Source organism: Erwinia sp. TECH1 (assembly GCF_054057575.1).
Genome location: NZ_JBSRZK010000001.1, coordinates 2,935,549 through 2,953,504, shown reverse-complemented (window position 1 = coordinate 2,953,504; position 17,956 = coordinate 2,935,549). Strand labels below are relative to the sequence as shown.

Sequence of the window (17,956 nt, the reverse complement as noted above, 5' to 3'; positions counted from 1 at the left end):
CCTTAACCAAAAATTGCCTGCAGATGCAGACAGGCGTCGTCAAACGTACTGCGCTCAAACATGCCCTGCTGTAAGAAGGTTTCCAGCTCCGGATAGAGCTTGATCGCTTTATCCAGCGTCGGATCGCTGCCGGCGGCATAGGCGCCCACGCTTACCAGATCGCGGTTGCGCTGATAGCTGGAAAGCAGCTGTTTGAACTGGCGAACCCGCGCATAGTGCGTATCGTCGATCAGATGCGACATCACGCGGCTGATCGACGCTTCAATATCAATGGCCGGATAGTGGCCCGACTCCGCCAGGCGACGCGACAGCACGATGTGACCGTCAAGAATGGCGCGCGCGGAGTCCGCAATGGGATCCTGCTGGTCATCGCCTTCGGTCAGCACCGTATAAAAAGCGGTGATGGAGCCGCCGCCATCAATGCCGTTACCGGCACGTTCCACCAGCGCGGGCAGCTTGGCGAAAACGGAAGGCGGATAGCCTTTGGTGGCAGGCGGCTCACCGATAGCCAGGGCGATTTCACGCTGGGCCATGGCGTAACGAGTCAGGGAATCCATAATCAACAGCACGTGCTGGCCGCGATCGCGAAAATCTTCCGCGATGCGCGTGGCGTAGGCCGCGCCCTGCATACGCAGCAGCGGAGAAACATCCGCTGGCGCCGCGATCACTACAGAGCGCGCGCGGCCCTCGGCGCCCAGAATATTTTCAATAAAGTCTTTTACTTCACGGCCACGCTCGCCAATCAGCCCAACCACAATTACGTCGGCTTTGGTGTAGCGCGCCATCATGCCCAGCAGCACGCTTTTACCCACGCCGGACCCGGCGAACAGGCCCATACGCTGGCCGCGACCCACGGTCAGCAGGGCGTTAATGGCCCGCACGCCGGTGTCCAGCACGTCGGTAATCGGCGTACGCTGCAGCGGGTTAAACGGCGGCGTAATCAAGGGCGCGCGATAGCCGGTTTCCGGCGAAGGCAGCCCGTCCAGCGGCCGACCGCTGCCGTCGAGCACGCGTCCCAGCAGCTCCGGGCCAAGCATCAGCTGTTTGCCGCTGTGCTGGCTGTCGCCGGCCACGCGGGCATACACGCGCGCGCCAGGCAAAATGCCTTCTACTTCTTCCAGCGGCATCAAAAACAGCCTCTGGCCGTTAAAACCGACGACTTCGCTCTCGACTTCGCTGACGCCGTTGCCGTCCATGCGCTCGATCACGCAGGTCGCGCCCAGCGGCAGCTGCAGGCCGGTCGCTTCCAGCACCAGGCCGGTGGCGCGGGTCAGGCGACCATAGCGGCGAACGTCCGGCACATTGGCCAGACGCTGTTCGAAAGAGTCAAGCGCGCCAAGCCAGCGCGACAGGCGAGAGGTGGTCATTACAGTTCTCCCGGCGCGGCAAGGCGGCAGAGTTCGTGCCAGCGGGTAGCGATGCTGGCGTCAAGGTCGCCATCTTCGGCGCTGACTTTACAGCCGCCGGGATGGATAGTGCTGTCCGCCATCAGGCGCCAGCCGTGCAGGCTGAGCGTGGCGCCCAGCGACTGCTCAATACGCTGTAAATCATCCGGATGCACGCGCAGCGTGGGTTTACCGCTGAACATCGGCTCCTGCTGGATCATGCCCTGGATTTGACGAAGCAGGGCGGTGCCGTCGACGTGCGGCGCCTGGCCAATCACCTGGCGAGCGGCCTCCAGCGCCAGCTGCATCAGACGGGCGGCGATCACGCTGTCCAACGCTTCCAGCGTGTGGGAAAACTCAGAGACCAGCTGCTGCATACGGGCCTGAAGCGGCGCCTGCTGCTGCTGCGCCTCGGCCAGCCCCTGCTGAAAGCCGGCTTCATAGCCTGCTTTCTGTCCTTCACTGAACCCCTGCTGATGCCCTTCGGCATAGCCCTGGCCCTGCGCTTCGCTGCGCGCCTGGTTTTGCATCTGCTCCAGCTCAGACTGCTGCTGGCTGAACGGATCGTCTGTCAGATCCGCCAGCGGCGCTTCCGGCTCGTCGAACGAGGCCATCAGCGGCTTATTCGGCTGCCCAAGATCGTTGGGCTGCCAGCGCTGCCAGGGAAGTGAAGATTTATCAGACATACTGTTCCTCGCCGCCGCCAATCACCATCTCGCCGCTTTCCGCCAGACGACGAACGATAAGCAGGATGGCTTTCTGTTCGCTTTCCACTGCCGACATACGCATCGGGCCACGGTTCGCCAGGTCGTCGCGCAGAATATCTGCCGCACGCTGCGACATGTTGCGCAGGAACTTCTCGCGCAGCGGCTGTTCGGAGCCTTTCAGCGCCACCAGCAGCGATTCCGATTCCACTTCCTGCAACAGACGCTGGATGCTGCGGTCGTCGACCTCCACCAGGTTTTCGAACAGGAACATTTCGTCGATAATTTTCTGCGCCAGTTCGCCGTCGAAGTCGCGTACCGCTTCGATAACCGCTTCTTCCTGCTGCGTCTTCATCAGGTTGATGATTTCCGCTGCGGTTCTCACGCCGCCCATCTTCGCACGCTTGAGGTTCTGACCATCGAGCAGGCCGTTCAGTACTTCGGTCAGCTCGGCCAGCGCCGCTGGCTGCACGCCGCCGAAGGTGGCGATACGCAGCATCACGTCGTGACGCAGACGCTCGTCGAACTGGGCCAGGATATCGGCCGCCTGCGAACGCTTCAGGTGTACCATAATGGTAGCAATGATCTGCGGATGCTCGTCGCGGATCAGGTCTGCCGCCGCCTGTGGCTCCATAAAGTTGAGCGTTTCCATGCCCGTAGTGGTTTCGCGGGTTTCCAGAATATCTTCCAGCAGGCTGGCTGCGCGCTCTTCACCCAGCGCTTTAGTCAGTACGGAGCGCAGGTAGTCGTTAGAGTTAACGCTCAGCGCCGCAAACTGTTCGGCATCGTTTTCAAACTCATGCAGTACTTCGGTCAGCTGCTTGTGAGAAACCTGACGCATATTTGAAATCGCGGCGCTCAGGTGCTGCACCTCGCGGGCACCAAGGTGTTTGAACACCTCGGCCGCGCGGTCTTCGCCAATCGTCATCATCAGAATGGCGCTTTTTTCGGTACCGGTGAGACTCATAGTTCGTCCTTCATCCACTGGCGAATGACCAGAGCCACCACGCGTGGGTCGTTTTCCGACATCTCACGAATACGCTGGCTCATTACCTCAGCACTCATGCGGTGCTGAGACTTACGTTCTTGATCAAGCTCGTCTTTCGACAGCTTCACGGAGACGGCATCGTCATCGCTGCCCGCTCTTGCCTGGGTCGCGGCATCCACCATCGCTTTCTCCTGAAGCGCTTTACGCTGCAGCTGTGGACGAACCAGCTTGCGGTAAAGGATCCAGGCCACAATCAGTACCAGCAACCAGCGTCCGGCTTCCATTATCTGGTCGATAAAGGACTGCTGCTGCCAGAATGGCAGGTCGCCACCGATTTCCTGCGTATCGTTGAACTGGGAGTTCACCACGTTCAGCGTATCGCCGCGCTGCTCTGAATAGCCCATCGCTTCACGCGTCAGGTTGTCAATCTGCTTCAGCTGCGCATCGGTCAGCGCTATCGGCTTGCCGGCCGCGTCGGTTTTGTAGTTCACCACTACGGCTACAGAAAGACGCTGTACTTCACCTACATTCATCTTGGTATGCAGGATGGTGCGGTCTACTTCGTAGTTCGTGGTGTCATCATTACGGCTACTTAACGGCCCGGTTTTTGTCGTGCTGCTGTTCTGGTTTGCCGTGGCGTTGTTCGCCGTGGTGCTGTTTGCACCGTTCGCACCGTTCGCACCGTTTGCGCCATTAGCTGGCGTCGTCACCGGCGCGCTGTTGGCAGGCGCAGGCTGGTTAGAGAGTGCGCCGGGCACGCCGCCGGACTGACCGCCGGACTGCTCGCTGTTGCTGCTCTGCCGTGAGCGGATCGCCTGTTTAGAAGGATCGGTGTTGGGCTGATACTTCTCGTCGGTCTGCTCACGAGCATTAAAATCAATCTGCGCCGTTACCTGAGCGTGTACGTTGCCGTTACCCAAAATCGGGTTCAGGATCGCTTCGATACGCTGCTGGTAGCGGGTTTCCACATCGCTGGCGTATTTCAGCTGCGCGTCATTCAGATCGCGGTCGGCATTATCGGACTGCGTCAGCAGATGACCGGCCTGGTCGACCACGGTCACGTTGCCCGGCGGCAGGCCGGCAACGCTGCTGGATACCATATGCACGATGGCGCTGATTTGACCCTGGTCCAGCGCACGGCCGGGCTGCAGCGTCAGGGTAACCGATGCGGTTGGCGCTTTCTGTTCACGCACAAACAGCGACGGTTTTGGCATGGCAAGATGTACGCGTACGTTCTTGACCGGGCCTAACGTTTCGATAGTACGGGACAGTTCGCCTTCCAGCGCGCGCTGGTAGTTAACCTGCTCGCTAAACTGGCTGATGCCGAACTTTTCCTGATCCAGCAGTTCGAAGCCGACCGCACCGCCTTTCGGCAGGCCCTGTTGGGCCAGGCGCAGACGCAGCTCGTGCACTTTCTCAGCGGGCACCATCAGCGCGCCGCCCTTATCATCGAACTGATAAGGAATGTTCATCTGGGTCAGCTGAGTGACGATGGCGCCGCCATCTTCATCGCTGAGGTTGTTGTAAAGCACACGGTACTCAGGCTGTTTGGCCCACAGCACCATGGCGATTACAATGGCAACGGCAGCCGCCGCAGCGATGATAATCGGGATGCGAGGATTTGCCTTTAAACGAGCAAAAAGGTCGTTCAAACCTTTCTTCTCTGGTTGATCCTGCGTGACAGTTGCATTCATGACTCTTTCCCGCCTGACAGTTGACCGGACTGTTTCGTGTAGTGTCGTAACAAATCTGACTCCCTGATGTGCTGGCTAAACAAATTAATCCACCTCTTATGGGGTGCCATTATTTTCTGAAATGAAAAATTCGATGGCTGGATAAGCTATGACTTTTGCTCTTATTTACGGGCTTTGTCTTATTGACATTGTGGTAAGTTTTCACACAGCAAAAATCTTCTCCCTTTTCTAACCGAGGTAAGTCATGGCAATTCAGGGTATTGAGAGCGTAATGCAGCAGCTGCAGACCGCAGCGATTCAGGCAAGCGGTAAGCAGACCGATGCGGTCAGCCACGCAGATTTCGCAGACGCGATGAAAGTTGCGCTGAACAAAATCAGCGATACGCAAACTGAAGCACGTACGCAGGCGCAGGATTTTGAGTTGGGTAAACCCGGCGTGAACCTGAATGACGTTATGATCGATATGCAGAAGGCATCGCTTTCTATGCAGATGGGCATTCAGGTGCGCAACAAGCTGGTCAATGCCTACTCCGAAGTGATGAATATGCAGGTATAGTCCGCCAGCCTTCTGGTTTAAAACCGCTTATTACCGCCGTATTTCGCGCCAGGGCCATACGCAGGCCTGGGCGCCAACGTTTCTGGGGTAGGGCCATCGCGCCATTGCGCATCTGGCTGGCTTACGGATGCCAGCAGCAGCTTTGCCGGGCGAATGCCGTGGCCTGCCGGCTTAAGGGCTGAAGTAGTGAATAAAAGCAGGTAAAAGCTGCACCAGAAAAATGGCACTTACCACCCATAAAATAATGCTTTGTTTCGCTTCGCTGACGTCTGCCCGTGTGGCATAGCTGGCCTTGATGACCGCCACGTCTGTCCGGACGATGTACATATCTTCTTCCAGTTTTTTGATTCGGTTAAGCATCCTTTCTTCTCCGCTGATCTGGCCGTCATGAGGCTGGTTTAACGCCGGGAACGGCAAGCTGACTGTTTTCTTTACTTGCCTTCGCATAAGTTACGCTCCCTTGCCATACTGCTTTTGGCATCCGTTGTAACGGTCTGTCCTGACTTTTCTCTGACTTCGTTTTGTATCCTAAGCCTGTTGCCGAAAGGCTGTCACCGACAACTTCTTTCAGATCTGACGTTTATTCCAAAAAATAAAATCTCTTACAGCCGACTTGCAGAAGAATGCATAACCCTTCGCAAAACGGGAGCAAAAAATCGTTATAGCGGCGTCAGATAGCGCTTACCAGAAGGGCAGAACAGGACATTTATGCAGCATGTTGGCAAAGCGTTTAGCGGCGTCGGGCAAAAATAGGGACTTCATCAAATCATTAAGGCAGGCTTTTAATGGAAACGTTGATTGGCTCAGCTCTGATTTTTTTTACCCTGCTTCTGGTTACGTACGGTAGCCGGAAACGGGTCGCAAAAAACACCACGGTAAAATCCCCCGCAAAGAATTGATAAACAAGATTTGACTGTTTCTGAGTGTGAAAGGCGTAAGGCTTGACAAGGGGGTGGTACGACTACGCTATCCGGATTATGTCTACCGGGGTAAATGCCTCTTGAGTTTAGTCTTAATGTCGGCAAAAGGCCTTAAAGGCCGTGAATATATCAAGGATCCGCAGGATCCGGGCTGCTATGACGGCAGCCCGCTTCAGAGCCGCTGTCGAGCGACTGACACCGTTACGGCACGCTACCAGGGTGACAGGACGTTAATGGATAAAAATGCTGTGACAGCGCTGTGATGGCGTTTTAGCAGGCGTATCCATATCAGAAGCGGCTTTAAGAACTTCACCAACGTCAACGAAGCAGTTTGACGGAATAAATAATCGCATTTATTGATGTGGAACGGGTGTTAGATTCGACAGAGACGGCAGGGAGTGTTAGGCTGGAGCTTCAATTTCGTAAAACTAAGGCTACTTATTCCTCCTATCAAATTCAGATGTCCGACATGCCACGGATGTCAGTACCGCTTCTCGCTCCACAGTATCACGCCTAAAAATCCTCACGGCGCTAACTGCATCTTCTGCAAAGCCACCATGACGGTTAGCTACAAAGCTTTCGCCAGCTAGTCTATCGCCCCAAAAAAGTTTTTTTCCGGCCTGTCACGCTGCTAACGCCGATCGGGCCTGATTTTCCGTCGGCCTGCGCGCATTTTACTGCGCAGACCTGCACTGTTGCGCCCTGCGACAGTACGGGGGAACGGTGGGAAGGGGAGAACGACCTTTAAAACCGTACCAGCCGCTATGAAAAAAACTTGCCTGCCCGGTAAAAGAAATAATACTGTATATAAAACCAGTATAAATTACAGGAGCAGGCCATTGTGTCACTTGTGTACCGCCTTCAGCACCCTCAAACTGCAGCCCGCCAACGTTCGCGTTATCCGCCGGGCAAGCTGTTCTTCCTGCGCCAACACCTTCTGCATCTCGGCACGTCTGGCCTTATAACGGCTCTTGCTGGTGCCGGCAGGACGGGACTTTTTCCAGATGATAATGGTCATAAACAACCCTCCGGTTACGGGCAAATTAGTCGATTTCCCAGCGACTTAAACAAGGCGATGAGGAATGTTAAGTGGGGGGAATTTGTCCACCTTAAAAAACAATAGCCATAGTTATTATTAATATCAATAGGTATTGCAAGTATAACTTTTGTTATTGGCTTAAGTTGTTGTTTTTGTTTGCTTAATTATTTTATTGACGCTTTTTTTACGTATTATTCTGGCGATGTTATTAAAAGCTTTACTAATCTATTCAGTTGAATCAATGCGCCAAAGCCTCTGCGCAGATTAACTGTTACAGAGGATGGGTTTTCGCGAGGATAAGCTGATGATATCTGTGCTGCACAGAGTGTCTGGGGGGCGTTACAAAGAAACCATTCTGCCAGGGCAGGATGTCAGTAACTATCGCCTTAAATCACGGATTAGAAAGATCGCTACGCCAATCAGTTCTGACTCATCGGAGAGTTCTACGGCGGGCAATCGGGGATCGTCCACGGTTAAAAAACCATTGGAGGGGCCTTCCAGATAGCGATAAACCGAGATGCGTGAACTCACCCTGGCCATGACCAAATCTCCAGATTCGGGTGGTACGTCGGTATCGACAATAACGATGCTGCCGGTAGTGGCTTCCGCGCAGCCACTGTTCCTGTCAAGAATGTAGGCGCGCCAGGTCTTCTTCGCCTTTACTCCATTGGGCGAAGAGACTATTTCCCCTGTTTTCCCTTCCGGTCCCCAGACCGGAATCGTCGATCCACTTTTTACTTTATCAATAGCGCTCAGCCCAGCGTTGCCGCGCATCTCTCCTTCGCCGCTGGCCAGCCATTGCACATTAACATCCAGCGCTCTGGCAATATCGACCAGTTTGCGCGACCCTTCGGCCTCTCCCTTGGTCAGACGCCAGATCGTAGGTTGTGATACGCCCGATGCTTTAGCTAAAGCACCCTGGGTGATCCCCATCATGGTCATAGCCATGTTCAGTCGGTAGGCGAGTGTATTCGGTTTCATATACCAGAATTTATAGCGACGCGTATTTTTCGTCAAACACGCTTTGCTATTGGCAGGTTTAATAACCTATGCTATTAATTAAGGTGTGTTGATACTTAAGCGGATAAAAGTTCTTCCTTCAGGCTATCAGTTTCAGCACGCCCGCTCTTTGACAATCAGGCCGTCCAGCCTAACCGCTGGCAACCCATTTGACCCAGGGAAAACAAGCGAAGCGGCAGCGCCGCACGCAAAAAAACAGTACCGTTTTGAAATTAGCAGGTGTTAAGAGAAAGTGTGGGAAACTTCATTTTTTCTTCTGCTTTACTCACTCTGAGGGGGTCAAGATGCGAGACATGAAACGCTTGCTGGAAAAATGGGGAGGCTGGGCGGCGACGGAACAGAGCGGCGTCAGCTATTCACACATCGCCGCCGGATTCCGCGGATTGATTACCGCCGCGCCTTCCGATCGTCCTACCTGTAGTGATAACGACGGCATGATCCTTGATAGCTGCATCAGCAGACTGAAAATTAATCATCCTGACGAACATGCGCTGCTGGTGGCGCACTATCACTATCGGATCTCACTGCGCTCTATTGCGCGCCGTCGTCGCTGTGCGGACGGCACCATTCGTAAACAGCTGCAAACCGCCGAGGGCTTTGTTGAAGGCGTGCTGAGCGCGCTGGAGGTAGAGCTGGAGTGCGAAAAATAATTTTCGCCTCGTTACGGGCCTAAATATTTTATTTCCTTTAAAAAATTCCTTTAACTTTAAATATCTTTTCCTATAGCTTGAAAATTTTTTTAAGAAAAATTGGTTGCGTACGCAATTTCGGTTCTAGTGTGTTAGAAAGGCAATTTAAACCGCCTGCATAAATATAAAATTCATTTTCACCGGGGAAAGGTCCTTATCCATTCCGCTACGGCGGCTTATTCGATGAAGGGGTGAAAAATGAGTAAGATAATTCAAATTTTGGCCTATGAAGAAGGCTATAAAGAGAAGCCATATATCGATACTGAAGGCTACCCAACGGTGGGGTGCGGTATTCTCATTGGCCCCAAAGAGGCGCCGCTGAAATATTATTCATTCACCGTTCCGCGTGAGGTCGGCGATGTATGGATGCAAAAAATAATTAACGACAAAATAAAGGAAATGAATAACAGACCGGTATTAGTAGCCGCGCTCAAAGAGTGCAACGAAGCTCGCGCTGATGTGCTTTACAGTATGGCTTATCAGCTTGGCATCGACGGGCTGGCCGCGTTTAAAAATACGCTGGTCATGATTTCCAATAAAAACTTTTCAGGCGCGGCGGAAGGAATGCTGAGCAGCCTCTGGGCAAAACAGACGCCTGCCCGAGCGAAGCGTCATGCAGAGGCTATGCGCAGCGGAACTTATGATGCGTGGCAGGGGGCGTTATGAAATTTATCCTCTTTATTCTTATTGTGATGGCGATCGGGTTTATTGTCTGGTGGAGCAGTAAACACGGCAACATCCAGCTGGTAGCCCACGCTAAGCTCCTGTTCAAAACCTGGTCTGTCTGGCTGGCCTCCGCCGGCTCGGCCATCGGCGCCTGGGTGCAGTCCTTCCCGGATTCCGCTTCCAGCGCGTGGAACGGCCTGCCTGAGGATGTAAAAACGGTTATTCCGCAGCATTTTCTGGGCTTCCTGGCCTCTTTTATGGTCGCGATGGCGGTAATCGCCCAGTTTATCCGACAGAAAAAATTAGCGGCGGAAAAAGGGCAGCTGGCCGCCGGGCCAACGGCGGAAATAAGGCCAATTCGGGTGCCGGTCGCTAACCCGCTAACCGCGGTTACGGCGCCGGCTATGGCTTCCGGCTCGGTGATGCCAGAGATATTAGCAATGCCAATGGCAGCAGCATCGGGGATGGGATCCTCCTCAGCCATGATGTCGGTCGTGACGTCAGAGCAAACCCCCGTGCCCGGCAGGCCGGTTACGCCGGAAACGACGACGCCGCCTGACGCAACGACGCCGTCTGACGCAGCACCTGCGGCATCTGATTCAACGCCTGCGGCACCGGTATCAACGCCCGTGGCACCTGAGGTGTCAGTCGTGACATCGGAGCAAACTCCGGTGCCCGGCAGGCCGGTTACGCCGGAAACGACGCAGCCTGACGCAATGACGCCGTCTGACGCAGCACCTGCGGAATCTGATTCAACGCCTGCGGCACCGGTATCAACGCCCGTGGCGCCTGAGGTTTCAGTCGTGACATCGGAGCAAACCCCGGTGCCCGGCAGGCCGGTTACGCCGGAAACGACGCAGCCTGACGCAACGACGCAGCCTGACGCAACGACGCCGCCTGACGCAGCGCCTGCGGACTCTGATTCAGCGCCCGCCGCGCCGATATCAACGCCCGTGGCACCTGAGGTTTCAGTCGTGACATCGGAGCAAACTCCGGTGCCCGGCAGACCGGTTACGCCGGAAACGACAACGACGCCTGACGCAGCACCTGCGGAATCTGACACAACGACGCCGCCTGACGCAGCGCCTGCGGAATCTGACTCAACGCCCGCAGCGCCGGTATCAACGCCCGTGGCGCCTGAGGTGTCGGTCGTGACGTCAGAGCAAACCGCGGTACCCGGCAGGCCGACCATGTCAGAAACGACAACGCCGCCCGATCCGACACCTGCGGAATCTGACTCAACGCCTGCGGCACCAGTATCAACGCCCGTGGCGCCTGAGGTGTCAGTCGTGACGTCGGAGCAAACCGCGGTACCCGGCAGGCCGGTCACGCCGGAAACGACGGCACCTGACGCAACGACGCCATCTGACCCGGCACCTGCGGACTCTGACGCAACGCCCGTAGCGCCGGTATCAACGCCCGTAGCGCCTGAAGTTTCGGTAGTAACGTCGGATCAAACTGCCGTAGCCGGCAGGCCAGGCGGTTCGCATACGGCGGCAGCACCTGCTTCAGCCCCTGTGGCACCGGAAACGCAGCCTAAACCGGGAGAGAAATCATGACAAGTTTCCTCGCCTTATTTAACGGGAGCTGGCATGTCCTTGCCGGGATCGGCGTAGTAATCGCGGCAGTCGTGGCCAGCTGGTTCGGCGGTAAAAAAACCGGCAAGGTGCAGGAGAAAGCGAAAGCGGACGTTCAGGCCGCAAAGGTTGAAAGCGCGCAAATTTCCGCCGTTGCTGAAAAGCAGGCAAAAAATAGCGAGGAAGCCAAAAATGTTCAGGCCGCTAATAATGCTCTTAATGACGACGACGCTCGTCGCAAGCTGCGCGAGTCGCAATACAACGACAAACAGCCCTAGGCTAATTGTGGATTCATCCTGTACGTTTTTCTCACCTATTAAAACATACGGGGAAGACTGGAAACTCATGGACATCAGGACAGTGAAGGAAATAAATGTGCACAATGATATGTGGAATAAACTCTGCACAAATAAAACGGACACTAATCGTCCTCCAGGGGAAGGAGCAGGCGGGAAATAATAAAGGCTAAATCTGTTTAACTATTCTTTTATTCACTACAGGCAATTTGCACCTGCTTATTGTCGCGGAGGTTATTATGATTGAAGTTAACTCTTTTGCTGAACTGAAAACAACTGCGCCATCCAAAACCGGCGAGCTGGCTATCCTGCGTCGTTATTATAATAACGACAACTACTATCGCGGCGGCGGTAATTTCGTGGGCTACGTTACCACCTCTTTGCCGGCAGATAATGGCGGTACCATTGCGGTCGGAAACGGCTTCTACTGGCGCCGCGTGGTGGACGATCCGGATGAGGTAAACCTGTTCCATTTCGGCGCACGCGGTGATGGCGCTAACGACGATACTACGCCGGTTAAAAACATGCTGAACTGGGCACAGACGTATAACACCAGTATGCGTGATATCGCCGTGCGCTTCCCGGCGGGTAAATTTCTGGTTAAGCCCATTGATATTTCAGCAAGTGAGACGGCGTTCTTCTATCTCTACGGGGATCATAACCCGCACGGCGCCATCCCCCGTACCACCATTATTTCCGATAAGTCATCATCGCCGGTATTCAAGGTTAAATCGCGGCGTGTCACCATTGAAGGTATCTGCTGGGATGGTCAGACGGCGGCTGATGTTAAAACCAATACGGGGGCGATTACGGCGGCGATGTGTTCCAACACGCAGCCGTTCTTTGAAAATACCATCGTGGCGGGCGAATCCGTACTGATTGACGGTTTCCGCGCGCAGTACTGCGGCGGTACGGTTATCAAGCTGCTGGATACGTTGGATACCAAGTTTAACCAGGTTTATACCACCACCACCTACGGCCGGATTTTTGACGTCAACTATTCCGGCACGGCGGCGGGTTCGTGGGATCACTCAACGGCAATTGAGCTGACGAATGCGAACTTCCAGTACGGCTATGGCGAAGCGACGCTGTGGATGCCGCGCGTGACCCAGGGGTTGATCAACAACGTCTGGATCGAACATACCCGCTTCCCCGGCAACTTAAGTGACGGGCAGTGGATTGTCGATGCGCTGAGCGTGGAGGATTGCGCCAACAAGCTGAATATGACCAACAGCCGCGTGCAGATGCGTCAGCTTAACCTGCAAAGCGGCAGCGCGCTGGACCTGACCTTTGATGATAAAAGCCGCTGGCTGTCCGCCTTTGAGTACGGCTGGCGCCGCGATGAAAACTACGGTATCTCGCTCAACGGTTCGATTCGTCCCGGCTGGTACTCCGGCTATCGGGTGACGAACAATACCAGCACCGATAAGTGGTTCAATCTGGGATTAATTAACTTCCCGAAAGATAACCTGCAATGGGTTTTTGAGATTATCGGCAAGCTAAGTACGGAAGCGTTGGATAAAACGCTGGGCAATCCGATCACCTCAACCAACTCCTGTATGACCTGGCTGAATATTTCGCGCTGCTGGAACGGTATTTATGGCGATATGCAGCACAAAGGCTTGCCGTCCGTGCTGGAGGCCAAAATTAACCGTGTTGGGATGACCGTTGCGGAAGTCTTTATCAAGGTGAAAGCCAACAGCGGCGATACCTCGTTCAGCCTGCGGGCGACGGGCCCAAGCCGCTTTGATTCCGGCGAGTGCTGTTACTACCGACCCAGCCTGGCAGAAGCCGATGCCAGCGTCGTAGGGACAACGGTGGTCAACGCCAGGATGAGCCTGCACAACGGACTGGCAGGGATTGGCGCCAATGAAAAAGGCGTGCTGACGATAGCTACCGCTACCGCTACAGCACCTTCGACCACGACAGTAGCAGGCTATGTCACGGTCAATATTAACGGTACAGACCGTAAAATTGCTTACTATTAGCCGTTAAGGCTTTGGCCGCCAGTGATGGCGGCCTTTTTTTTTACAGCACAACTTCCGGACAGACCCGATTGCGGCCGCTGCTTTTGGCCAGATAGAGCTGTTTATCCGCGCTCTTAATCGCTTCATCCAGCGTTTTAGCATCAACCCGCTCCAGCGAGCTGATACCGATGCTGATCGTCACGCTTAAATCGTCGTCGTTAAGAATGATCGTATGCTGCTCAATGCTCTGCCGCAGCCGGTTGGCGAGCAGAAAAGCGCGAGGCAGCGAAATATCCTCAATTAAAATTAAAAACTCCTCACCCCCCATCCGACTGATAATCGCCGTTTGCTGTAGCGTCTGACGAATACGCTCGACGGTTTGCGCCAGCACATAATCTCCCGCCGCATGTCCAAAAGTGTCGTTGATATTTTTAAAGCGATCGATATCCACCACAAAAGCCGCGCCGTTAAAGTTATGATCCCTGCGCGCCATCAAAGCGTCGAGCCTGGCGGCCAGACCGCTGCGGGTCAGCGCGCCGGTAAGCAGATCGTAATCGGCCCGTCGGGTAATGCGCGCCACCAGCTTTTTATTGGCGGTAGCGCTAAGGGCGACGATCAGCGGACTGACCGTCATCGCCGCTACGCCCAGCCGCGCCGAAGCAAGACTATCGATCAGAAAGAAATCGTCTCTGCCCTGAATCGTTAATACGTTGCTGGCGACCAGGATAATTTCAGTGATGCCCGTGATAAGCGTCAGCAGACAGGTGATAAAAAGCGGATAGCTGACCGCGCACCACATCAGCGCCGGGAGGGGAAAAATCAGGCTGCCGCCGCCGCCCACGCTAATGCCGGCGGCGATGGATACGCCCAGCGAAATCAGCGGCAGCGGCGAAACCTGACGGCACTCCCTCAGCAGCTCGTTGATTTCATCGCTGCGGGGCAAGGTAATCATGACCGGCAACAGCAGAATAGAAGTGGATACCTGCTCGCAAAACCAGGAAATCCAGCCCTGCACCAAATCGTCATGAAAATAGTGCTGGCTGGCGACCGAGCCGATAACCGCGCATACCGCTGCGCCCACGACAGAAGCCGGAAAAACGCGGTTCAGCGCCTGCAGGCGGCGTGACGTAGTGCTGCCGGTTAGCAGGACGCCAAGGCCGGTGACGATAAAAGAGAGGTTGGCCGCGTCCATGCCCATTGAGGCAGCGACATGCGTGCCAAAAGCGATATCCGCAGTCACCAGCCCAACGTAAATAGCCGGAAAAGTCAGGGCCGAGCTAAGCTGGGGAAAACGGACCAGCAGACCCAGCAGCATCGCGTTGCAGGGCCAGAAAAGAGAAAGCGCGGCGTTAGTGCGGCAGTAAAGCCCCAGCATTGCCATACAAAGAGTGATAAAAAATAGCAGAATAACCAGGTTAATTTTATATTTACTTAATGGCATTTCGGTGGCTCAAATTTTATTTAAGGCAATGCCGCAAACGTGGCCTGCGCTTATACTTCCAGCTATCACAGTTGGTTTTCTGACTTTAGTATTCTTAATAATTTCTTATGATTCAAACAGGTAAAGCAGATAATGCCCCTGGTCGCGACAAGGCAATAAAGTCAGGCTTATTTATCCAGGCGGAAAAGCGCGTAAAGAATATCCTTATAATTTGCTGTTTTCAATCTCCTGAAAAATTAATCATCCTGTCGCGATCTATCACGAGATACAGGCGTTAAGGCTATATATACCGTAAAAAAGTGCGCTTTACGCATTATTATTCACTGCGCTTTTCTGTTTGAGAGCATTCTCACCGGGGCCGGTCCTGAAGTTGCGTTTATCCGGCGCAACAGAGGGATTACGCCGGAAAAAAGCAGGATAAACGGCTACAGCTCGTTTTTAATGCAGAATTCTTCCCAGCTCATGCCGAGCGCTTCGGCGTGCTGGCGCAGGTAGGCTTCGATAGCCTGAGCCGCTACGGCTTTATCCGGCTCGGCCAGCTGGATGGCGAACAACATGCCATCCAGCTTTTTTTCACGCGTAAACGCAGCATAGGCGCGATCGGTTTGCATACGCTGTAAGGCCGGTAACGACATGCCGAGCGTCTCTGCGTCCTGCTGGCTCAGCGCGGCGATACCGGCTTTGATTTCCGGGTGCGCTTCCAGAAAAAGCGCGGTGGCGGCGGCGTAATACTCTTCAATGGTTTTCATAGCGGGGTCCGGCAAAAAAATGATGCGCCAGTTTACACGTCCGGCGTCTTTTCAGCATCTGCTGTTGAAAAGCGCGTAGGGCAGGGCGAGACAGCTTGAATTGTACGGGTAAAAAATTATAACGTAGCGCCTGGCTGAAGAATCAGGAACTGAACATGAAAAAGTGGATTTTAGCGGCCGCTGCCGTCGCGATGACTGGCTGTGCGCAAATACCTAATTACCAGAGCGCGATTAAAACGCCGCCGCCTGCAAACCTGGTTGGTAACTGGCAGACGATGGGGCCGCAGAAGGGGCTGGTCAGCAAAGAGGCAAAAGCCAGCCTGATCGTTACCGCCGAAGGCGATACGCTGGACTGTCGCCAGTGGCAGCGCGTTATCGCCAAGCCGGGCAAGATTACCCTGTTCTCCGGCGACTGGGTGAATGTAAATAATGAAGTGCGCGTCATGCCGCTGGTGCTGGAAGGACAGGCGCTGCACTACGACAAGCTGGTGATGCAGAAGGTGCAGCAGCCAACCGCCGAGTGTCAGGAAGCGTTAAAACAGGCTACAGAGCAGGCGCAGGCGCAAAAAGTCGCCAAAGCACATAGCAACGGCCGGTCGCATCATAAAGTGATGATGAAAAACGGTAAATCCTGATCCTGTACAAGCCGCGCGCGGCCCGCCGCGCGCGCATTTTTTTAAATATCCAGCACCCAAACGCTGACGCTGCCCGCATTGCAGAAGAAGGTCGCGTTGCCTTCTTCGTCCGAGGTCACCTGTTCTTCACGATGGCCCAGGTAGTCGTGCCATGTTTTACCGGCAAAATCCATGCCCAGCGGCAGCGTTTTCTCGCCCTGTTCGCCGTTTGACATAATCACCACGCAGCCCGCGTGTTCATCCGTGCCGCTGCGCGCGAAAGCCACACAGTTCGGATGATCGAACCATTCGGTCTGGATGCCGTGCGCATGTTCCTGGCGCGCGCGCAGCAATGCAGGCAGCTCCGGGATTGCCGGCATATCAATCTGATACTCTTCGCCATCGCCGCCCGTGTCTTTGTAGCTGGTACCAAACAGGTCGGGATAGAAGACGCAGGGTACGCCCTGTTCGCGCAGCAGGATCAGCGCATAGGCCAGCGGTTTAAACCAGGGCTCTACCGGCGCCTCCAGCGACTGGAGCGGCTGGGTATCATGGTTAGCGACAATAGTTACAGCATGCCAGTGATCGTGTTCGACCAGCGTCCCGCTGAAAATCTGGCTGAGGTCGAAGTTGGCGCCCTCGCGGGAGGCATTGTGGAATCTCATCTGGAGCGGCGCGTCGAACAGCATGGTTTTGCCTTCGACCTGATGAATATAGTTTTGCAGCTTCTCGACCTCGTGCGACCAGTATTCCGCCACGATAAACATCGGCTGCTCTGCCACTTCCTGAATATGATCGATCCACTGCTTATAGAACCAGGCGGGAATGTGCTTGACGGCATCCAGACGAAAGCCGGTGCAGGGCAGCTGCTGCATCATCCAGCGCGCCCAGAACTTCAGTTCTTCGGTAACCGCGCGATTGCGGAAATCGATATTGGCGCCCATAAGATAATCAAAATTGCCCAGCTCGTCGTCAACCTGTTCGTTCCAGCCGTCGCCGGTATAGGCATTGATGATCTTAAAGACGCCGTACTCCTCCGGGTTATCAATGCAGTCCACGCCGTTAAAGCATTTATAATCCCAGGTAAATTTTGAGTACTGGCCGCCACGGCCCGGAAACGTAAAACGGGTCCAGGCTTCCGCCTCAATCACCTCGTCATCGATCTCTTCCCGGTTTTCAGGGTTAACGCGATTGACCTGCACCTTCTCTTTTTCGTCCGCGCCCATTTTATGGTTGAAGACCACGTCCATAATGACGCCGACCTCATGCTCTCTCAGCGCGTTTGCCGCCGCGATCAGCTGCTCTTTATCGCCATATTTGGTGGCGCGGCTGCCTTTCTGTTCAAATTCCCCAAGGTCAAAAAGATCGTAAGTGGCGTAGCCTACGCCTGTTGCGCCTTCGGAGCTTTTATAGGCTGGTGGCAGCCAGACATCGGTGATCCCCGCCTGCGCCAGCCATTCGGCGCGTTCAGCCACTTCTGGCCACAGCCTGCTTCCTTCGGGGTAATACCAGTGAAAGAACTGTAATAATGTGGGGTTACGCATGCCATTGCTCCAATAGTCATCAGCGGGAAACTGAAGTATGGAAGAGGCGGCGGGAAAAGCGCGGTAAGCGCAGAAATATTTTCCGCTGCGCTTACTGGCTTCATTCG

Annotated in this window: 18 protein-coding genes; 8 read left to right on the top strand and 10 right to left on the bottom strand. The window is 54.7% G+C overall.

Annotated features, from left to right (window positions below; all coding sequences use genetic code 11):
- Window positions 1–2: 2 nt before the first annotated feature.
- Genes fliI through fliF form a run of 4 tightly spaced genes read right to left on the bottom strand, consistent with a single transcriptional unit; the run spans window position 3 to window position 4,771 of the window.
- Window positions 3–1,367: a flagellar protein export ATPase FliI gene (fliI, locus tag ACVWZ0_RS13910; RefSeq protein WP_125288010.1), complete on the bottom strand. Its 1,365-nt coding sequence runs from the start codon at window positions 1,365–1,367 to the stop codon at window positions 3–5.
- Window positions 1,367–2,071 carry a flagellar assembly protein FliH gene (fliH, locus tag ACVWZ0_RS13905; protein WP_253460466.1) on the bottom strand — a complete coding sequence of 235 codons (705 nt, stop codon included), beginning with the start codon at window positions 2,069–2,071 and terminating at the stop codon, window positions 1,367–1,369. Before fliH ends, fliI begins: the two co-directional genes overlap by 1 nt.
- Entirely contained in the window at window positions 2,064–3,056 is a 993-nt protein-coding gene (gene fliG, locus ACVWZ0_RS13900; protein ID WP_253460469.1) for a flagellar motor switch protein FliG, read from the bottom strand. The genes fliH and fliG overlap by 8 nt, the downstream gene beginning before the upstream one ends.
- On the bottom strand, window positions 3,053–4,771 hold the full coding sequence (gene fliF, locus ACVWZ0_RS13895; protein ID WP_253460472.1) for a flagellar basal-body MS-ring/collar protein FliF: 1,719 nt from the start codon (window positions 4,769–4,771) through the stop codon (window positions 3,053–3,055). Before fliF ends, fliG begins: the two co-directional genes overlap by 4 nt.
- 244 nt (window positions 4,772–5,015) lie before the next feature.
- On the opposite strand from fliF, the gene fliE reads away from it, so the two are divergent.
- Window positions 5,016–5,327 carry a flagellar hook-basal body complex protein FliE gene (fliE, locus tag ACVWZ0_RS13890; RefSeq protein WP_253460474.1) on the top strand — a complete coding sequence of 104 codons (312 nt, stop codon included), beginning with the start codon at window positions 5,016–5,018 and terminating at the stop codon, window positions 5,325–5,327.
- A 171-nt stretch (window positions 5,328–5,498) separates the two neighbouring features.
- Here the strand turns inward: fliE and ACVWZ0_RS13885 are convergent, their stop codons facing one another.
- Window positions 5,499–5,687 carry a hypothetical protein gene (locus ACVWZ0_RS13885; protein WP_253460476.1) on the bottom strand — a complete coding sequence of 63 codons (189 nt, stop codon included), beginning with the start codon at window positions 5,685–5,687 and terminating at the stop codon, window positions 5,499–5,501.
- 958 nt (window positions 5,688–6,645) lie between these two features.
- Here ACVWZ0_RS13885 and ymcF point away from each other — a divergent pair.
- Window positions 6,646–6,837, top strand: a complete 192-nt coding sequence (gene ymcF, locus ACVWZ0_RS13880) for a cold shock small protein YmcF (RefSeq protein WP_367317858.1) — start codon at window positions 6,646–6,648, stop codon at window positions 6,835–6,837.
- Between the two features lie 254 nt (window positions 6,838–7,091).
- Here the strand turns inward: ymcF and ACVWZ0_RS13875 are convergent, their stop codons facing one another.
- Complete coding sequence (locus ACVWZ0_RS13875; RefSeq protein WP_253460480.1) at window positions 7,092–7,265, bottom strand: hypothetical protein; 174 nt, start codon at window positions 7,263–7,265, stop codon at window positions 7,092–7,094.
- A 399-nt stretch (window positions 7,266–7,664) separates the two neighbouring features.
- Window positions 7,665–8,303, bottom strand: a complete 639-nt coding sequence (locus ACVWZ0_RS13870; RefSeq protein ID WP_253460483.1) for a LexA family transcriptional regulator — start codon at window positions 8,301–8,303, stop codon at window positions 7,665–7,667.
- A gap of 287 nt (window positions 8,304–8,590) precedes the next feature.
- Between ACVWZ0_RS13870 and ACVWZ0_RS13865 the strand changes: the two genes are divergently transcribed.
- The 5 genes from ACVWZ0_RS13865 to ACVWZ0_RS13845 all read left to right on the top strand — a co-directional run bounded on the left by ACVWZ0_RS13865 (window position 8,591) and on the right by ACVWZ0_RS13845 (window position 13,522).
- On the top strand, window positions 8,591–8,956 hold the full coding sequence (locus tag ACVWZ0_RS13865) for an antiterminator Q family protein (RefSeq protein WP_253460486.1): 366 nt from the start codon (window positions 8,591–8,593) through the stop codon (window positions 8,954–8,956).
- A gap of 237 nt (window positions 8,957–9,193) precedes the next feature.
- Window positions 9,194–9,661 (top strand): glycoside hydrolase family protein, encoded by a 468-nt coding sequence (locus tag ACVWZ0_RS13860; protein ID WP_125288002.1) that lies wholly within the window; start codon window positions 9,194–9,196, stop codon window positions 9,659–9,661.
- Complete coding sequence (locus ACVWZ0_RS13855) at window positions 9,658–11,220, top strand: DUF7940 domain-containing protein (RefSeq protein ID WP_367399477.1); 1,563 nt, start codon at window positions 9,658–9,660, stop codon at window positions 11,218–11,220. Before ACVWZ0_RS13860 ends, ACVWZ0_RS13855 begins: the two co-directional genes overlap by 4 nt.
- Window positions 11,217–11,516 carry a hypothetical protein gene (locus tag ACVWZ0_RS13850; protein ID WP_253460489.1) on the top strand — a complete coding sequence of 100 codons (300 nt, stop codon included), beginning with the start codon at window positions 11,217–11,219 and terminating at the stop codon, window positions 11,514–11,516. The genes ACVWZ0_RS13855 and ACVWZ0_RS13850 overlap by 4 nt, the downstream gene beginning before the upstream one ends.
- Before the next feature lie 257 nt (window positions 11,517–11,773).
- The gene (locus ACVWZ0_RS13845) at window positions 11,774–13,522 is read left to right on the top strand and encodes an amylovoran biosynthesis protein AmsF (protein ID WP_253460491.1); all 1,749 of its coding nucleotides are present in this window, start codon (window positions 11,774–11,776) and stop codon (window positions 13,520–13,522) included.
- 40 nt (window positions 13,523–13,562) lie between these two features.
- Here the strand turns inward: ACVWZ0_RS13845 and ACVWZ0_RS13840 are convergent, their stop codons facing one another.
- Window positions 13,563–14,942: a GGDEF domain-containing protein gene (locus tag ACVWZ0_RS13840; RefSeq protein WP_253460495.1), complete on the bottom strand. Its 1,380-nt coding sequence runs from the start codon at window positions 14,940–14,942 to the stop codon at window positions 13,563–13,565.
- A gap of 425 nt (window positions 14,943–15,367) precedes the next feature.
- Entirely contained in the window at window positions 15,368–15,691 is a 324-nt protein-coding gene (locus tag ACVWZ0_RS13835) for a DUF6388 family protein (RefSeq protein ID WP_253460498.1), read from the bottom strand.
- A gap of 155 nt (window positions 15,692–15,846) precedes the next feature.
- Here ACVWZ0_RS13835 and yedD point away from each other — a divergent pair, with 155 nt between their 5' ends.
- Window positions 15,847–16,326 carry a lipoprotein YedD gene (yedD, locus tag ACVWZ0_RS13830; RefSeq protein ID WP_253460501.1) on the top strand — a complete coding sequence of 160 codons (480 nt, stop codon included), beginning with the start codon at window positions 15,847–15,849 and terminating at the stop codon, window positions 16,324–16,326.
- Between the two features lie 41 nt (window positions 16,327–16,367).
- Here yedD and amyA read toward each other — a convergent pair whose 3' ends face one another.
- Window positions 16,368–17,849 (bottom strand): alpha-amylase, encoded by a 1,482-nt coding sequence (gene amyA / locus ACVWZ0_RS13825; protein WP_253460503.1) that lies wholly within the window; start codon window positions 17,847–17,849, stop codon window positions 16,368–16,370.
- Window positions 17,850–17,956: the final 107 nt, after the last annotated feature.